The sequence below is a fragment of the Streptosporangium amethystogenes subsp. fukuiense genome, assembly GCF_042665875.1.
In the GTDB taxonomy this organism is placed as follows: Bacteria; Actinomycetota; Actinomycetes; order Streptosporangiales; family Streptosporangiaceae; genus Streptosporangium; species Streptosporangium fukuiense.
Map to the genome: position 1 here is coordinate 8,009,460 of NZ_JBHTEE010000001.1, position 17,019 is coordinate 8,026,478.

The window sequence follows — 17,019 nt, forward strand, 5'->3', positions numbered from 1 at the left end:
GCTTGAGGATACGCGCGGGTGTGGGCCGGCCGACCCCGCCGGGGCCGCCGGGCCCGGACAGCGCCCGCCCATGGACCTTCCGCGGGACGGCGCATCCGGTACGCATCGGCAACGGCAGTGACCAGAGAAGGGCATGAGGATGGCGCCACCGACAGAAGAGGCACAGCGGTTCGGCGGGTGGCCGGTCCACGGCGGCCCGCCGCCCGAGGGCTCGGTGGCCTGGGTGGTCGGGGTGGGAGCCCGGCAGGGGACCGGCGCGGCCGTGGCCCGCCGCTTCGCCGCCGCCGGCCTGCACGTGGTCGTCACCGGCCGCACCAAGGAGAAGGTCACCGCGGTCGCCGAGGACATCGAGGCCGCGGGCGGCCGGGCCACCGCCGTCGTCGGCGACGCCGGTTCCGAGGAGGGCCTGCGCGAGTCGCTGGCGGTCGTCGACGAGTTGGGCACCCTGGCGATCGCCACCTACAACGCCGGCGGCTCGCAGTGGAAGCCCGGCATCCTGGAGATGGACACCGAGTTCTTCGAGTCGGTCTGGCGCACCAACTGCCTGGGCTCCTTCATCACCGGCCGGGAGGCGGCCCGGCGGATGACGGCCTCCGGCGGCGGAGTGATCATGTTCACCGGCTCCGTCTCCGGCCTGATCGCCCGGCCCAAGCTCGCCGCGTACGCCTCGGCGAAGTTCGGGCAGCGCGCGGTGGCCCAGGCGCTGGCCCGTGAGTTCGGCCCGCGTAACGTGCACGTCGCGAACGTGATCGTGCACGGCCCGATCGACGGCGACCGGCTCAACTCGGCGTTCCCGCACGCCAAGGACAGCCGCCCGGCGGACGGCATGGTGGACATCGAGCAGATCGCCGAGACGTTCTGGCAGGTCGCCGTGCAGCCCCGGACCGCATGGACCCAGGAAATGGACATCCGGCCGTACTGCGAGGAGTTCTGATGGCCCCGGGGCCGTACGCCCGGGAGGCGAGGCCCGACTATCCGGGCCGGCTCCGGCTCGACGGCCGCGGGTACGTGGTGCTGGGCACCGGTGACGGCATCGGCGGCGCGGTCTGCGACGCGATCGCGCAGGCCGGGGGCCGGGTGCTGTGCGCGGACCTGGACGGCGAGCGCGCGGAAAAGACCGCGGCGCGCTGCGGTGGCGAGGCGATGACCGCCGACGTTACCGACCGGGAGCAGTTGACGGCCGTGTTCGATCGGGCCGAGGAGCTGTTCGGCGAGGGCTTCCATGGCATCGTCGACGTGGTCGGGGTCTCCTTCGCCGAGCCGCTGGCCGACGGCACCGAGGAGTCGATGCGCCGCCAGTTCGACCTGGTGCTGCGCCACCCGTTGCTGCTCACCCAGGTCGCGATCCCGCGGCTGGCCGCCCTCGGGCACGGCAGCGTGGTGTTCGTCGGCTCGCTGGCCGGGGCCGCCAACACGCCCCGGCTGGGGCTGTACGGCACGGCGAAGGCGGCCGTGCACCACCTGGCGACGGCCTGTGCCCAGGAGTTCGGGCCCTACGGAGTCCGGACCAACGCCGTCGTCGCCGGCCGGATCCTGGGCTCGGGCGGGACGCCGAACCCGCCGGCGGAGGCGGTGCGCGCGGTGGAGGCGGTCGTCCCGCAGCGCCGCTGCGGCTTCCCCGACGACATCGCCTCGGTGGTGCTCTTCCTGCTGTCGGATCTGGCCGGGTACGTCAACGGCGCGGAGATCCCGGTCGACGGCGGGATCGGCGTGGTGTCCCCGCTGCCGAGCACCCATCCCGCCAACCGCTGACCGTTACCTACTTACGGTCAGCCGAATACTGGCTTCCAGGCGGCAACCACCGGCCTGGTGCATCGGATGTACTCCGACCTGTCGTACGACCATGCGAAACCCCGAAACGATGCCGGGCTCGCAGCCCGAACCGGCGGGTGCGCGGTCGCCCGCGTCCGGCCCGGAAGGAGAACCATGACGGAGACCACTGGAACCGCGGGCACCACCACGGCCTACCCCTCCCGCGACGCCATCCGGCAGACGGTGCTCGGCTACGTGAAGGGACTGGAGAACTCCGAGTTCGACGCGGTGGCCGACCTGTTCGCCGACGACGCCTTCTACTCCCACCCGCCCTTCGACCCGGACAGCCCGAAACGGGCCGAGGTCATCGGGCGGGAGGCGGTGCGGGCGCTGCTCAAGGGCAGGCGCGGCACCAGGAAGTGGTTCCACGAGATCCAGACGCTCTTCGTCGCCGACGACCGCTGCCTGATCGAGGGCATCGTCCGGGAGTCCGAGGGCGGGCCGATCCGGTCATCCTTCGCCGGAGCGGGCACCTTCGACGCCGAGGCCCGGATCACCCGGTGGGTCGCCTATCGCAGCGTGCCCGCCATCGGCGAGTCCCTGGACTGAGAGACGTGCCGGATCCGAGAGACCGGGAAACGGCGGAGGAAGCACCGTGGCGGACGAACTGAAGGGCGCTGTCGCCCTGGTCACCGGGGCCAGCAGTGGGATCGGGCGGGCCACCGCCCTCCGGCTGGCCGCCTCCGGGGCCGCGGTGGCGTTGGTCGCGCGCCGGGAGGACCGGCTCCGCGACCTGTGCGACGAGATCACCGGCCTGGGCGGCGATGCGGTCGCCCTCCCGGGGGACCTGGCCGATCCGGCCCGGGCCGCCGGTGCGGTGCAGGACGCGGTCGCCGCGTACGGGCGGCTGGACGTCCTGGTCAACAACGCCGGGGTGATGTTGCTCGGCCCGGTGGCGGACGCGCCGGAGGAGGAGTGGGAGCGCATGCTCGACCTCAACCTCCGCGCCGTGCTGGCGACGACCCGGGCGGCCCTGCCACACCTGCTGGCCGCGGCGGAGTCCGCGCCGCGCCGGGTGGCCGACGTGGTCAACATCGGCTCGGTGGCCGGTCAGGGCGCGGGAGCGCGGGCCGGCAACGGCGTGTACGCCCTGACCAAGGCCGGGCTGGCCGCCTTCTCCGAGTCGCTGCGCCAGGAACTGGCCGGGCGGCGGGTCCGGGTGGCGCTGGTCGAACCCGGTGCCACCGTCACCGAGTTGGCCGACCACGTCCGCCCGGAGGTGCTGGCCGAGCGGAGGAAGGCGATGGGTGACGTCGTCCGGTTGTCCGCGGACGACGTCGCCGACGCCGTCGGGTACGTGGTGACCCGCCCCCGCGAGGTGGCGCTGAACAGGATCGTGATCCGGCCGACCGCCCAGGTGTGATCGGCCGACGGTCGCTCCCGTCGGCGCTTATAGCGAAATATCGAATATATACACGAAAGGTCGTGATGATAGTCGATCGCGGCCGGCTGGAGGGTGGAACGTGGAACGTGGAACGTGACGAGACGACGGGCACCGGGCCGCCGGCGTCGGAACCGCCAGGGCAGGGGCTGCCCCTGGTGGGGCTGAAGGTCATCGACTTCTCCGAACTGGCCCCCGGCCCGTTCCTGACCCGGTGCCTGCGCGACCTGGGCGCCGAGATCGACAAGGTGGAGCGCCCGGCCAGGGACGGCGCCCTCTCCACCCATCCGGGCACCTACCGGGTGCTCAACGACGGCAAGCGGATCCACGTCCTGGATCTGAAGACCCCGGACGGCCTGGCCCGCGCAGCGGAGCTGGTGGCCGGGGCCGACGTGCTGGTGGAGGGCTTCCGCCCGGGCGTCATGGACCGGCTCGGCCTCGGGTACGGCACGCTCGCCGAGCGGCACCCCGGCCTGGTCTACGTCTCCATCAGCGGCTTCGGGCAGGAGGGGCCGCTGAGCCGGATACCCGGCCATGACCTCAACTACCTGGCCGCCTCCGGACTGCTCGGCCTGATGGGCGAGCTCGACGGCCCGCCCGCCCTCGGCGTCGGCGCCCCCGTCGGCGACCTGCTGGGGGCGGTGTACGCGCTCAGCTCCACCCTCATCGCACTGCTCACCCGCAAGGACACCGGCCGGGGCCGCCACCTGGACGTCTCCATCACCGACTGCCTGACGCACGGCATGAACATGGTGATCGGCCAGCTCCAGGCCGACGGCCGCGCTTCGCTGCGGGAGGCCAGGGAGGCGGTCTTCACCCGTCCGGCCTACGGCGTCTTCGAGACCGCCGACGGCGAGTACCTGAGCATCGCCGCCTTGGAGGAGCACTTCTGGCAGCGCACCGTCGCCGCTCTCGACCTGGACCTGTCCGGCCTGGACACCGCCACCCTGGGGGACCGGCGCCGCAACACCCGCGAGATCAACGCCAGGATCGCCGCGGCGGTGCGTGGCCGGGACGTCAAGTCCCTGACCGAGACGCTGGAGGCCGCCGACGTCCCGGTGATGCGGGTGCTGTCGCCGCTGGAGCTGGCGGACTCCCCGCACGCCAGGGAGCGCGGCCTGTTCACCTCCGCAGGTGACATCGGCTACGTCCGCTTCCCGGTGCGGATCGGTGACGAGGCCTAGGAGGAATCGACGTGGACTTCCGACTGGACGAGACGGCGGAGACCCTCAGCGGACTGACGAGCGATCTGCTCGCCCGGGGGTTGCCGGACGAGCGGATCGCCTCGGCCGACTTCGAGGCCGCCGGGTACTCCGAGGAGGCGTGGCATGGCCTGGCCGAGGCCGGCGTCCTGGAGGCGTTCCTCCCCGAGGACCTGGGCGGCACCGACGCCGACGCTGTGGTGCTGGCCGCCGTGCTGCGGCAGGCGGCCCGGTACGGCGGCCTGGTTCCGGCGCTGCCCGTACTGGCCTACGGCCTGCACACCCTGGCCAGGTACGGCGGCGCCGAGCACCGGGACCTGCTGGGGAGCGTGGCCAAGGGCGGTGCCCTGGTGACCGGCGCGGTCCGCGGGCCCGGTGGCGGCCGGGTCCTGGACACGGACGTGACGGCCGAGCCGTACGACGGCGGCCATCGGCTGACCGGGGTGCGGACCTACGTCCCGTTCGGCGTGCGGGCCGAGGCCATCCTCGTCCCGGCGCGGATCATCGGCGGACCGGAGGACGGCACCGCCGGGGTCTTCGTGGTGGACGCCGCCGCCCCGGGGCTGGCCGCCGCGGCGCACCCGGTCACCGACCACGTGCCCACCGCCCGGATCGCCCTGGACGCGGTGGCGGTGCCCGGACACGCACTACTGGGCGGGCCGGCCCTGGCCGCCGAGGCCGCCGGACACCTGGAGTTGTCCGCGCTGCTGGGGGTGGCCGCCACCGCCTCCGGCCTGCTGGAGCGCGCCATGGAGCTGACCGCCGCGCACGTGAGGGCAAGGAAGCAGTTCGGCCGCGCGCTGGCCCAGTTCCAGGCGGTCACCATGCAGATGGGTGACGTCTTCACGGCGCAGCGCATCCTGGAGAACACCTACCTGGCCGCCGCCTGGCAGCTGGCGACCGGCCGCACCGCCGAGGCCCGGCGCAGCCTGTCGTCCGCCTGCTACCTGGTCTGCCACGACGCCGTCCCGGCGCTGCTCACCTGCCAGCACCTGCACGGCGGCACCGGCCTTGACATCGATCACCCGCTGCACCGGTACGTCACCGGTGGGCTCGCCCTCGGCCAGTTCCTGGGCGGCACCGAGGCATGTCTGGACGCGGCGGCCGGCTCCGCCCGGGTCAGCTGAGAGAGGACACCACCGTGTACATCGACCTGACCCCCGAGGAGCGCGAGCTCCAGCGGGAGGCGGACGCCTACTTCGCCGGCGTGGTGACCGAGCAGGAGCGTGCCCAGCTGCACGAGGACGAGTTCGGCCCCGCGTACCGGGCGGTGTCCCGGAGGCTGGGCCGCGACGGCTGGCTCGGCCTGGGCTGGCCGGTGGAGCACGGCGGCCGGGGCCTCGGTCCGATGGCCGACCAGATCGTGGTCAGCACCGCCTTCCGGTACGAGGTCCCCTATCCGCTGGTCACCGTCTACTCGGTCGGCCCGGCACTCCAGGAGTTCGGCACCCCGGAGCAGCAGCGGGAGTTCCTGCCGCGTATCCTCGCCGGCGACCTGCAGGTCTCCATCGGCTACAGCGAGCCCGGCTCCGGCACCGATCTGGCCTCGCTGACCACCTCCGCCCGGCGCGACGGCGACTCCTACCTCGTCAACGGCCAGAAGATGTTCATCTCGGGCGCGCACACCGCCGACTACCTGTGGCTGGCCTGCCGTACCAACCCCGAGGAGCCGCGCACCCGGGGCATCTCGATCCTGCTGCTCGACACCGCCCTGCCCGGCTTCAGCTGGACACCCATCCGCACGCTGAACCGCTCGCACCAGGTCAACGCCGTCTACTTCGACGACGTCCGGGTACCCGCGGACCGGCTGATCGGCCAGGAGAACAAGGGCTGGTCGGTGGTGGTCAGCCAGCTCAACTCCGAGCGGTTCATCGTCGGCCCGGCCGGCAAGATCCAGGCACACCTGGACCGGCTCCGGCACTGGGCCGCCGAGACGCCGCTGGGCGGGCCGGGCGGAGGGCGCCGGATGGCCGACCTGCCCGAGGTGCGCCGGGCGCTCGCCGAGCTCGACGCGATCGTCACCGCGAACGAGCTGCTCAACTGGCGGATCGTCGCCGACACCGGCACCGGCACGCTGGGCGCGGCCGACGCCTCGGTGAACAAGCTGTACAACTCCGAACGGCTGGTCGAGGCCGGCGCCCGGATCGCACAGCTGGTGCAGCGGTACGGCGACCCCGCCGACGAGCTGACCGCCGCCGTGCTGCGCGACACAGACCACGCGTTCAAGACCGAGCTGAAGCTGCCGGTCGGCGGTGGCGTGAGCGAGATCCAACGCGAGCTGATCGCCACCGTGGGCCTGGGTCTGCCCAGGGCGCCCCGATGAACGCCCCCGGGATCCCCGGCGCCGGACCCACGCTGGTCGGATACCACGCGGACCGCGAGCGCGGTGTCGCCGCGCTGACCCTGGACTCGGTCGCCAACCGCAACGCGCTGTCCCGTCCGCTGTTGGACCAGCTGACCGCACTGCTGCGGCGGGCCGCGGCCGACGATGCCGTCCGGGTCGTCGTGCTGCGCGCCAACGGCCCCTCGTTCTGCTCCGGCGCCGACCTCGCGGCGGTGCGCTCCGGCGCGATGACCCCGATCGTCGAGGGTGTCGTCGAGGTGCAGCGCCTCGTCGTGACCATGCCCAAGCCGGTGGTGGCGCGGGTGCACGGCACGGTCCGGGCCGGCGGCCTGGGCCTGGTCGCCGCCGCCGACGTCGCCGTCGGGTCGTTGGAGAGCAGCTACGCCCTCACCGAGGTCCGCCTCGGGCTGGCCGCCGCCGCGGTCAGCCTCACCGTGCTGCCCCGGCTCGGTGACCGGGCCGCCGCCGACTACCTGCTGACCGGCCGGGTCTTCGGCGGGGCCGAGGCCGAGCGGGCCGGGTTGCTGACCCGCGCCGTGCCCGAGGCCGAGCTGGACGCCGCGGTCGACGCGTACCTGGCGGACCTGCTGCTGGGCAGCCCCCAGGGCCTGCGCGAGGCCAAGGCGCTGATCACCGCCCCGATGCGCGCCCGGATGGACGAGCTCGACCAGGAGATGGTCGACCTGTCCGCACGGCTGTTCGCCTCCCCCGAGGCCAGGCGCGCGACCGAGGCCCTGCTGTCCCGGACCCGGCGCCCCCGCGGTGTCTGAGGGCAGGCGGCGGCGGGCGTGGGGAAAGGGATCACGCCCGTCGGACCGTCAGGCGAGCGAGCCGGACAGTTCGGCGGCGGCGGCGGCCACCCGGGGGCCGACGGAGTCCCGGTCGAGGGGGGTGAAGGCGACCACGCCCACCGATGCCTCCAGCCAGGGGAGGCCGGGCACCGGGGCGGCGATGCCCCGGGCGCCCTCCTGGAGCTGTCCCTCGGAGACCTGGTAGCCGGCGCGGCCCTCGCGCAGGGCGAGGATGGCCAGCCCGGCGGCACCCCTGGTCAGCGGGTGGCGGGACCCCTCGCGGTAGGCGACGTGCATGTTCGTCCAGGAGGGCTCGACCACCGCCACCGCCAGGCCCTCGTCGCCCTCGGCCACCGTCAGGTGCGCGGTCGCGCCCACCTCCTCGGCCAGCCGACGCAGGGTGGGCAGGGCGCCTTCCCGGAGCAGCGGCTGCACGGCACGGGCCAGGACGAGAACCCCGAAGCCCAGGTGGACCCGCCCCGCGTCGTCCCGGCGGACGAAGCCCTCGCCCTGCAGGGTGGTGAGCAGGCGGTACACCGCCGGGCGGCTCAGCTCCAGCTCGGCCGCCAGCTCCGTGGGAGTACGACCCCGGCGCCCGTCGGCGAGCAGGCGGAGCAGCCGCAGGCCGCGCTCCAGGGTCTGCGAGGATTCGGCCGGCATCTAGGACACCCACTGGGCTGGAACCATGCCCCCGATTATCGCCGCCGCCCCGGCGTCGGCCGGTACGTCCCCTGCCGAAGGACCGCCTACCGGTGCCCCTGGCGCGGAAGGGGCGCCCGAGGCACCGCATACCGCCCCCGGTGCCCTCCGGCACCGAGGGCGGTGTGCCCGCCGTACGGGCGAGGACCTAGCGTGAGCTTGGACGACCCGCGGTGGAGCGGGGCTGGGGGAGGGGGCTCGATGAGGTCGGCGGTCGTGGTCGGGGCGGGGATCTGGGGGACGTCGCTGGCGCTCCGGCTGGCGGAGTCGGGGTGGCGGGTGACCCTGGTCGAGCAGTACCAGCCAGGTCACCTGCGGCAGGCGAGCGCCGGTGAGACCCGGCTGCTGCGCGCCTCGCACGGCACCGACGAGTGGTACGCCCGGATGGCCAGGCGGGCCCGCGAGCTCTGGCTGGACCTGGGCGCGCGGACCGGCGAGGAGCTGTACGCCGAGACGGGCGCGTACTGGTTCGCCCGCCGGGACCAGGGCTGGGAGAGGGCGAGCGCCGGGGTGTTCGACCGGCTCGACATCCCGTACGAGATCCACGACCCGGCCAGGGCCGGTGCCGCCTTCCCCGACTTCCGCGGCGACGACCTGGAGTTCGCGCTCTGGGAACCGGAGGCCGGGGTCGTCAGGGCCAGGCGGGCCACCCAGGTCACGGCCGGGCTCGCCCGCGCGGCCGGGGTCACCCTGCTCAGGGGGCGCGCGGAGCCGTACGGCGATGCGGTCCGGATCGGCGACGAGGTGCTCAGGGCCGATCGGGTGGTCTGGGCGTGCGGCGCGTGGCTGCCCCGGCTCTTTCCCGGTCTGGTGGATCTCCAGGTGACCAAGCAGGACGCGCTGCACTTCGCGGTCCAGGACCCGTGGGACACCCCGGCATGGGGCGACTACGACGCTTCGATCTACGGGCACGGCGACATCGACGGACTCGGCATGAAGGCGACGTCGGACGCCGAGGGGGAGCCGTACGAGCCGGAGACCGGTGACCGGCGGATCTCGCCGTCGGGCGAGGCGGTCGTCCGGGCCTACCTGCGGCGCAGGTTCCCGAGCCTGGCCGCGGCGCCCGTACTGCTGGGCCAGGCCTGCCAGTACACCCTCACCCGCGACGCCGAGTGGGTCATCGCGCGGCAACAGGACGGCGCCTGGCTACTCGGCGGCGACTCCGGGCACGGATTCAAGCACGCCCCTGCCCTGGCGGAGTACGTCGCGGAGATCCTGGACGGCGCCAGGGAGCCCGAGCCCCGCTTCGGTCTGCACGAACGGGTCTCCGCCAGGGGGCTGCGTACCAGCGGCCGGACGGATCCGTGACCGGGGTCCGGCCCGGTTCGCACGAGCGGTCAGATCGACTGGTGATCAGTTGTCATGCCGGTAATAACCGGCAGCCGGGAATGTGGAGTGCTTTGGCAAGAATTGCGAGATACCCCTGACGTAAGTTGCTAGGTCCCTGTACCTCGGCGAGGGGACCTTGAGCATGAGCGAGACGCTGATCGCCCAGGTTGAGCGGTGGGCACGGGAGATTCCTGACGCTCCGGCCTACACCTTCCTTGACTACTCCGCCGGACGCGACGGGGTGCGGCACACGCTCTCCTGGGCGAAGGTCGACCTGCGGGCACGGGCGCTGGCCGTACGGCTGCGAGAGGTGGCGCACCCGGGCGAGCGGGCGGCGATCCTGGCGCCGCAGGGACTGGAGTACGTGGTCGCGATGCTCGGGGCGATGTACGCCCGGGTGATCGCGGTACCGCTCTTCGCGCCGGACCTGCCCGGTCACGCCGACCGGCTGATCCGCGCCTACGCCGACGCCGACCCGGTGTGCGTGCTCACCACGACGCCCGCGCTGGAGGGGGTGCACGCCTTCCTGGACGGCCGCTCCGCGCCCCGGCCCAAGCGGATCATCACCCTGGACACGGTCTCCGACCTGCTGGCCGACGAGTGGGAACCCGAACCGATCGGCCCCGAGGACCTGGCGTACCTGCAGTACACCTCCGGCTCGACCCGCGCCCCGGCAGGGGTGGAGATCAGCCATGGCAACTTCACCGCCAACGCCAGGCAGCTGTGGACCGCGTTCCGCGCCACCCCCAGGGTGTCCACGGCCGCGCTCTGGCTGCCGCTCTTCCACGACATGGGCCTGATCGCCACCATCGCCGCGCCGATCGTGGGCGGCAACCAGTCGATGTTCATGGACCCGGTGGCGTTCGTCATGCACCCGGTGCGCTGGCTGCGGATGCTCTCCGGGCAGGCGGACGTGTTCACCGGCGGTCCCAACTTCGCCTACGAGTACACGGCGAGCCGGGTCACCGAGGCGGAGAAGGCCACGCTCGACCTGTCCGGGGTGTCGGTCATGCTCAACGGCGCCGAGCCGCTCCGGGGCGGCACGATCGGCCGTTTCTCCGAGGCGTTCGCCGGGTGCGGGCTGCGGCCCGAGGCGCACACCCCCGGTTACGGCCTGGCCGAGGCGACGGTGTTCGTCACCGCGATGGACCGGGACCTGCCCGCCCGCGTCACCCTGTTCGACCGCGACGCGCTGACCGCGGGGCGCGCGGTGCCGCACACGGGACGGGGCCGGATCAGCGATCTCGTCTCCTGTGGGGTGCCGACGGGCCAGCGGGTGGTCATCGCCGCTGTATCCGACACGACATCCGACACGACATCCGGCATGGCGTCCGGCATGGCGTCCGGTACGGCCAGGCCCGACGGCGAGGTCGGCGAGATCTGGGTGCGGGGGCCCAACGTGGCGCGGGCCTACTGGCGGGACGCCGAGCGCAGCGCCGAGGTCTTCGGCAACGTCCTCGAAGGGGAGGAGGGCACCTGGCTGCGCACCGGTGACCTGGGCGTCATGCACGGGGGCGAGCTCTACATCACCGGACGGGTCAAGGACCTGATCATCGTCGACGGGCGCAATCACTATCCACAGGATGTGGAGGTGACCGTGCAGGAGGCCGAGGAGGCCGTCCGCAGGGACCATGTGGCCGCGTTCGCGGTGCCGGGGGAGGAGACCGAGCGGCTGGTGGTGGTGGCCGAGCGGTCACGGAAGGCCGACGGGCGGGACATCGACGAGATCGCGGCCAACATCCGCGCCGCTGTCACGAAAAATCATGATCTGCGGCTGCATGACTTCGTACTGGTCGAGGCGGGGGCCGTGCCGCGCACGTCCAGCGGGAAGATCGCCAGGCGTGCCTGCGCGCGGGCCTACCTGGACGGCGCCTTCCCGACCGGCGCCTTCCCTGCCGACGGGTTCCCTGCCGACGGGTTCTCGGCCGACGGGTTCTCGGCCGACGGGCAAGGTGCCGACGTCTGATGTTCGAGTCGCTTGGGCGGGCCGTCTACCGAGGGCGCTGGTCCCTGCTGGTCCTGGGGACCGCGTTCGCGGTCCTCGCCGGCTACTTCGGACTGGGGCTGTTCGGCAGGATGTCCGACGGCGGCTTCGAGGACCCGGGGGCCGAGTCGACCTCGGCCGCCGAGTGGAGCCAGAAGTGGTTCGGCGGCAACTCACCCGATGTGGTGGCCCTCTACACGCATCCCAGCTACGAGGCCGCCGACGAGCGGTTCGAGAAGGACGTGCGGGAGGCGCTCCGCGCGCTGCCCGCCGAGCAGGTCGCGAGCACCACCACCTACTGGTCGACCAAGGCCGGGGAACTCGTCTCCGAGGACAGGCACTCCACCTACGCGCTGATCACCCTGCGCGGCGGGCAGCTGACCAAGCAGAGCGGGTACGAGAAGATCAGGGACGAGCTCCGCAGGGCGCCCGCCGGATACACGGTCAAGATCGGCGGCAGGATCCCGCTGCTCAAGGACCTCAACGCGCAGACCGGCGCCGACCTGCAGCAGGCCGAGGCCATCTCGATGCCGGTACTGCTCGTCCTGCTCGTCATGGTCTTCGGCAGCCTGGTCGCGGCGGGCCTGCCACTGGTCGTCGGGCTGCTCTCGGTGGCCGGGGCGCTGTTGCTGCTGAGACTGCTCACCGAGGTCACGGACGTCTCGGTGTTCTCGCTGAACGTCGTGACGATGCTCGGGCTCGGCCTGGCCATCGACTACTCGCTCTTCGTGCTGAACGCCTTCAGGGAGGAGATCCACCGGGGGACGCCCACCGAGGCGGCGGTCGTGCGGACCATCGCCACCGCCGGACGCACCGTCGCCTTCTCCGGGCTGACCGTGGCGACCTCGCTCAGCGGGCTGCTGCTCTTCCCGCAGATGTTCCTGCGGTCGATAGGGCTGGGCGCGGCGGCGGTGGTGCTGGTCGCGATGGTGTCCGCGATCGTGGTACTGCCCGCGCTGCTGGCCGTGCTCGGGCCGAAGGTGGACGCGGTCAAGGTCATGCCCGACTTCGGCAGCCGCAGGGGCGGTACCTGGCACACCATCGCGTCCAGCGTGATGCGCCGCCCGGTCGCGTACCTTCTCGGGGTCGGGCTGCTCCTCGTCGCGCTGGCCGCGCCCTTCGCGCACGCGCGGTTCGGCAGCGTGGACCATCGCGTACTGCCGGAGGGGTTCGAGAGCCGCCAGGTGGCCGAGGAGATCAACACGAGGTTCGCCAAGAACGCCCTCTCGCCGATCGAGGTCATCGTGCTCGTCGAGCGCGACCTGGTCGGGCCGATGACCGCGTCGGCGCCCGGCGCGCTCACCTCCGAGGTCGGTACCCAGCGCGGCCCCATCGGCGTCGGGAACTCGGGGATCACCCCGGTCACCCCGGTCGGCCCGCTGGACGTCAAGGTCTTCGCCGAGCGGCTGGAGGCGCTCGACCACGTCACCGGCGTCGACGTGACCGGCGTCTCCCAGAACGGCGGCGCCGTGCGGCTGGCGGTCCGCTACGACAGGGACCCGATGTCGGACGAGGCCCGCGCGCTGGTCGACAGGATCCGCGAGCTGCCGCCCGAGCCGAACTTCCAGGACGTCGTCGTCGGCGGCCCCACCGCGGCCCAGCTGGATCTCCAGGCCAGTCTGCGGGCCACCCTGCCGTGGACCGCGCTGGTGGTCTGCCTCATGACGGGCCTGCTGCTGTTCGCCGCGTTCGGCTCGATCCTGCTGCCGGTCAAGGCGATCCTGATGAACGTCGTGTCGCTGGGGGCGTCGTTCGGGGTGATCGTCTGGGCCTTCCAGGACGGCCACCTGGCGAGCGTCCTGGGCTTCACCCCGACGGGGAGCATCGAGGCGACGATCACGGTGCTGATCCTGGCCGTGGTGTTCGGGCTCTCCATGGACTACGAGCTGTTCCTGCTCAGCAGGGTCCGCGCGGAGTGGCTCAGAACCGGCGACAACACCGTGGCGGTGGCGGTCGGGCTGGAGCGGACCGGAGGGGTCATCACCAGCGCGGCCCTGCTGCTGCTGGTCGTCATCGGGGCGTTCTCCACGGCCGGGATCACGATCGTCAAGATGCTCGGCGTCGGCATGTTCGTGGCCATCGTGGTGGACGCCACCCTGGTCAGGGCGCTGCTGGTGCCCGCGACGATGCGGCTGATGGGCGAGGCCAACTGGTGGCTGCCGAGCTTCCTGCGCGGCTTCCACCGGCGGATCGAGATCCGCGAGCACGCCACGGACGAGCTTCCCGCCACGTACGTGATGGTGGAGCGTGCGGGTGCCCCCGGTGCCCACCGCGCCGCCCCCGCGCGTCGCCTCGCCCACCTCCCGCGGCCCCCGCAGATCGCCGCCGGAACCTCCTCCCAGGTTCCCGCGGGGCCTCCCTTGCCACCGCCCGCCGAACCACTGCCGATCGCCCCCGCCGTTCCGGTACGCGTCATCAGGACCGGCCGCGACGGCGACTGGCAGTGGGCCGAGGAGTTCCCACCGCCCCCCACCGCACCTCTGGACCCGCATGTGCCGGTGCCGGACGTCCGCGCGGCGGAGGGGGAACCCTGGGACTCGCCCATGGATCCGCACGTCCCGGCACCGGGTGTTCGCGCCATGGGGGAGGGGCCCTGGGTCGTACACCTGGACCCGCACGTCCCGGTGCCGGAGGTTCGCGCCGAGGGAGAGGAGTCCTGGGGCTCGCCCGCGGACCCGTATGCCCACGCCGCGGAGGAGGGGGCCTGGGGGGCGCCCGTGGATCCGCACGTTCCGGTGTCGAACGCCCGTGCGGCGCGGGAGGAGAGTCGGGGCCCGCGCCCGGGCCCGGCGGTCCCGCGCAACGGGTCCCGTGCCCCGTCCCCCGAGCCCGGTACGGCACGTCCCTGGCGGTCCCGGATCTCCGATGCCTCCTTCCGGCAGAACCGGTCGAATCCCTACCCCATGCCCGGACTCGACGCCGAGCCGCCCCCTTCCGTCCAGCCGACGTCCAGGCCCGCCGCCGCGTCCAGCGCACCGCCGACGTCCGGCCCCGGACCGGCCGGGGGCAGGACCAGGAAGGTCATCAAGCCGAACCTGGACGGTCCCGGCTGGCACTGGGCCGAGGAGCAGGAGAGGCCGTCCCCACCGGAGCCCCTGCTGACCGTGCGGGACGCGATGGAACAGTCCCCCCGCCATCCGGTTCCTCCCGCCGCACCGTCCGGGCCGCCCGCCTCGTTCCCGCAACGCCATTCCGCGTTCGTGCCACCCCCGCCGCCCCCGATACGGCCCGGCCCCGTGATCCGGGCGCGTCCCGAACCCGCGCCCCCGGAGCCGCCCCGGCCCGCTCCCGAGTCCCGGCCCGTTCATGCGGCCCGCTCCGGTGACTTCCCGCCGCCCCCGGCGGCTTCCGAGCGCCGGCCCGCCGGGCTGCCGGAGGCCCCTGGCGCGCCACCCGCCACCCCGCCTCCGGCGCCCGTACCCGAGGAGGTGGGGAGGCCGGAACCCGGGGAGGACGCGCGCCGCGTGCCGAGCCTGCCGCCGGTCAGCAGCCATCTGATCGACCAGTTGGAGCCGCTGGTACGGCCGGTGGCCAGGGCGATCGAGCCGGGCCCCCCGGCGCCCCGGCAGGAGATCCCGGCATCTCCGCAGACTCCCCCCTCGGCCCCCTCTCCGCCTGCGCTTCCGCAGACCCCTGCCCCGCCCTCTGCCCTGCCCTCGGTCCCGGCCTCGCCTGCGGTTCCGCAGACCCCGGCACCGGCCCCGCCCTCGGCCCCGTCACCGGTTCCGGTCCCCCCGGTCCCGGTCCCCCAGGTTCCGCGGCCTCCGGCGGAGGTGCGGTGGAGGGCGGCGGTCCCCGCCTCCCCGCCCGCTGCCGCACCGCGCGGTGAGGCGGTACCGCGCGGTGCGGGGGAGCCCGCGGGCAGGGCGCCCGCGAGGCGGGAGACGGAGGAACCGGCGGGAGGCTGGGTCGCCGTGGGCACCAGAACCACGCGGGTCGTACGCCCCAAGGCCGACGGATCCGGTTGGGAGTGGACAGAGGTGGACGAGTGAGCGATCGGGCCGTACCGGGCGCGCAGCCCAGGCCGGACGCCCAGGTCGTACCGACTCCGTCCGCCGCGTCGAGCGCGCCCGGTGCGTCGCCATCAGGATCGCCGGCGGGAGCACCGGCGGCGCGACGAGGGCTGTTGCTGCTGGTCATCGGGCTTGCTGGATTCGTGACGACGCTGGACAACACCGTCGTGACGGTCGCGCTGCCCACCCTGCAGGCGGAGCTGGGCGCGTCGCTGGCGGCACTCGAATGGGTCGTCACCGGCTACGTCCTCACCTTCTCGGGATTCATGCTCGCCGGTGGCAGGCTGGCCGACGTCTACGGCCGTCGCAGGGTGCTCGTCGCGGGACTGGCCGTCTTCACGGCGGCGTCCCTCGCGGCGGGGCTGGCCACCTCGGTGGGCGCGCTCGTCGCCGCCAGGCTGGTGCAGGGTTCCGGGTCCGCCCTGATCCTGCCCGCGATGCTGGCGATCGTCGCGGTCGGCAACGACGAGCGGCAGCGGTCCGTCGGGGTCGCCGTCTGGATGGCGTCAGGGGCGGGCGCGCTCGCCCTGGGGCCGGTCGTCGGCGGTTATCTCACCCAGCACTTCCACTGGAGCTGGATCTTCCTGCTCAACGTCCCGCTCGGCGTCCTCATCGTCGCGCTCGCAGGCGTCGCGATCCCGGAGTCGCGCGACGAGCGGGCCGCCCGGGTGGACGTTCCAGGGGTCGCGTCGTCGGTGGTCGTCCTGTCGGCGGGTACCTTCGCCCTGACCTTCGGGGCCGAGCTGGGGTGGACCTCGCCGCCGATCCTGGTCGCGCTGCTGTTCACGGTGGCCGCCGCCCTGGTCTTCGCCGTCGCGGAGAGGCTCGGCGAGGACCCGATGGTGGACCTCGCGCTGTTCCGGTCGCGGACCTTCACCGGCGGGGTGATCGCCCAGGTGCTCTGGGGACTCGGGGTCAACGGGGTCTTCTTCTTCACCGCGCTGTTCCTGCAGGGTGTGCTCGGTTTCAGCCCCACCGCGTCCGGGCTGGCGTTCGTGCCGCTGGCGCTGCTGGTCGTCGTGGTCACGCCGCTGGTGCCGTTCGCCGAACGCCGGATCGGTGCCGCGCGCACCGTGGCGCTGGGGCTCGTCCTCGTCGCCGCGGGCATGGCCGCCGTCGCGTTCCTGCGCCCGGGGGACGGCTGGGCCGAGCTGCTGCCATCGGTATGCGTGATCGGGATCGGCTCGGCGCTGACCATGCCGCTGGGGTCGGCGGTGCTGGGTGCCGTGCCCGAGTCCAGGGCAGGGGTGGCCGGGGGCGTGTTCAGCGTGGCCCGGGAGATGTCGGGGCTGTTCGGCATCGCGATCATCGGGGTGATCGTCAACAGTTCCGCGAGCTTCACGGCCGGCTACTCGACGGGCCTGCTCGCGGCCGCGGGGCTGGTCGTCACGGGGGCGGCCATCAGCCTGGTGACGCTCCGATGAGTCGTCCGCGTGGCGACGCCTTGGTGAGCCGCCGGACCGG

At 73.4% G+C, this 17,019-nt stretch carries 13 protein-coding genes; 12 read left to right on the forward strand and 1 reads right to left on the reverse strand.

The annotated features are described in order from the left end of the window. Positions 1 to 139: 139 nt before the first annotated feature. From ACFQVD_RS35625 to ACFQVD_RS35660, 8 genes are all read left to right on the forward strand, one after another. Positions 140 to 934, forward strand: coding sequence for an SDR family NAD(P)-dependent oxidoreductase (locus ACFQVD_RS35625; protein ID WP_343974840.1), 795 nt, complete (start codon positions 140 to 142; stop codon positions 932 to 934). Further along, positions 934 to 1,752 carry an SDR family NAD(P)-dependent oxidoreductase gene (locus ACFQVD_RS35630; protein ID WP_343974837.1) on the forward strand — a complete coding sequence of 273 codons (819 nt, stop codon included), beginning with the start codon at positions 934 to 936 and terminating at the stop codon, positions 1,750 to 1,752. Before ACFQVD_RS35625 ends, ACFQVD_RS35630 begins: the two co-directional genes overlap by 1 nt. 174 nt (positions 1,753 to 1,926) lie before the next feature. Continuing rightward, positions 1,927 to 2,361, forward strand: coding sequence for a nuclear transport factor 2 family protein (locus tag ACFQVD_RS35635; RefSeq protein WP_343974834.1), 435 nt, complete (start codon positions 1,927 to 1,929; stop codon positions 2,359 to 2,361). Positions 2,362 to 2,407: 46 nt separating this feature from the next. Beyond that, positions 2,408 to 3,175 (forward strand): SDR family NAD(P)-dependent oxidoreductase, encoded by a 768-nt coding sequence (locus ACFQVD_RS35640; protein WP_343974831.1) that lies wholly within the window; start codon positions 2,408 to 2,410, stop codon positions 3,173 to 3,175. Between the two features lie 65 nt (positions 3,176 to 3,240). Further along, on the forward strand, positions 3,241 to 4,377 hold the full coding sequence (locus ACFQVD_RS35645; RefSeq protein WP_343975007.1) for a CaiB/BaiF CoA transferase family protein: 1,137 nt from the start codon (positions 3,241 to 3,243) through the stop codon (positions 4,375 to 4,377). 11 nt (positions 4,378 to 4,388) lie between these two features. Beyond that, the gene (locus tag ACFQVD_RS35650) at positions 4,389 to 5,522 is read left to right on the forward strand and encodes an acyl-CoA dehydrogenase family protein (protein WP_343974828.1); all 1,134 of its coding nucleotides are present in this window, start codon (positions 4,389 to 4,391) and stop codon (positions 5,520 to 5,522) included. 14 nt (positions 5,523 to 5,536) lie between these two features. Continuing rightward, positions 5,537 to 6,718, forward strand: a complete 1,182-nt coding sequence (locus ACFQVD_RS35655) for an acyl-CoA dehydrogenase family protein (protein ID WP_343974825.1) — start codon at positions 5,537 to 5,539, stop codon at positions 6,716 to 6,718. After that, on the forward strand, positions 6,715 to 7,509 hold the full coding sequence (locus ACFQVD_RS35660; RefSeq protein WP_343974822.1) for an enoyl-CoA hydratase-related protein: 795 nt from the start codon (positions 6,715 to 6,717) through the stop codon (positions 7,507 to 7,509). The genes ACFQVD_RS35655 and ACFQVD_RS35660 overlap by 4 nt, the downstream gene beginning before the upstream one ends. Positions 7,510 to 7,557: 48 nt before the next feature. Here ACFQVD_RS35660 and ACFQVD_RS35665 read toward each other — a convergent pair whose 3' ends face one another. Continuing rightward, positions 7,558 to 8,190 carry an IclR family transcriptional regulator gene (locus ACFQVD_RS35665; protein ID WP_343974819.1) on the reverse strand — a complete coding sequence of 211 codons (633 nt, stop codon included), beginning with the start codon at positions 8,188 to 8,190 and terminating at the stop codon, positions 7,558 to 7,560. Positions 8,191 to 8,430: 240 nt separating this feature from the next. Here ACFQVD_RS35665 and ACFQVD_RS35670 point away from each other — a divergent pair, with 240 nt between their 5' ends. The 4 genes from ACFQVD_RS35670 to ACFQVD_RS35685 all read left to right on the forward strand — a co-directional run bounded on the left by ACFQVD_RS35670 (position 8,431) and on the right by ACFQVD_RS35685 (position 16,979). Beyond that, positions 8,431 to 9,537, forward strand: coding sequence for an NAD(P)/FAD-dependent oxidoreductase (locus ACFQVD_RS35670; protein WP_343974816.1), 1,107 nt, complete (start codon positions 8,431 to 8,433; stop codon positions 9,535 to 9,537). Between the two features lie 163 nt (positions 9,538 to 9,700). Further along, positions 9,701 to 11,524, forward strand: coding sequence for a fatty acyl-AMP ligase (locus ACFQVD_RS35675; RefSeq protein ID WP_343974813.1), 1,824 nt, complete (start codon positions 9,701 to 9,703; stop codon positions 11,522 to 11,524). Then, on the forward strand, positions 11,524 to 15,534 hold the full coding sequence (locus ACFQVD_RS35680; RefSeq protein ID WP_343974810.1) for an MMPL family transporter: 4,011 nt from the start codon (positions 11,524 to 11,526) through the stop codon (positions 15,532 to 15,534). The genes ACFQVD_RS35675 and ACFQVD_RS35680 overlap by 1 nt, the downstream gene beginning before the upstream one ends. After that, positions 15,531 to 16,979: an MFS transporter gene (locus ACFQVD_RS35685; RefSeq protein ID WP_343974807.1), complete on the forward strand. Its 1,449-nt coding sequence runs from the start codon at positions 15,531 to 15,533 to the stop codon at positions 16,977 to 16,979. Before ACFQVD_RS35680 ends, ACFQVD_RS35685 begins: the two co-directional genes overlap by 4 nt. Positions 16,980 to 17,019: the final 40 nt, after the last annotated feature.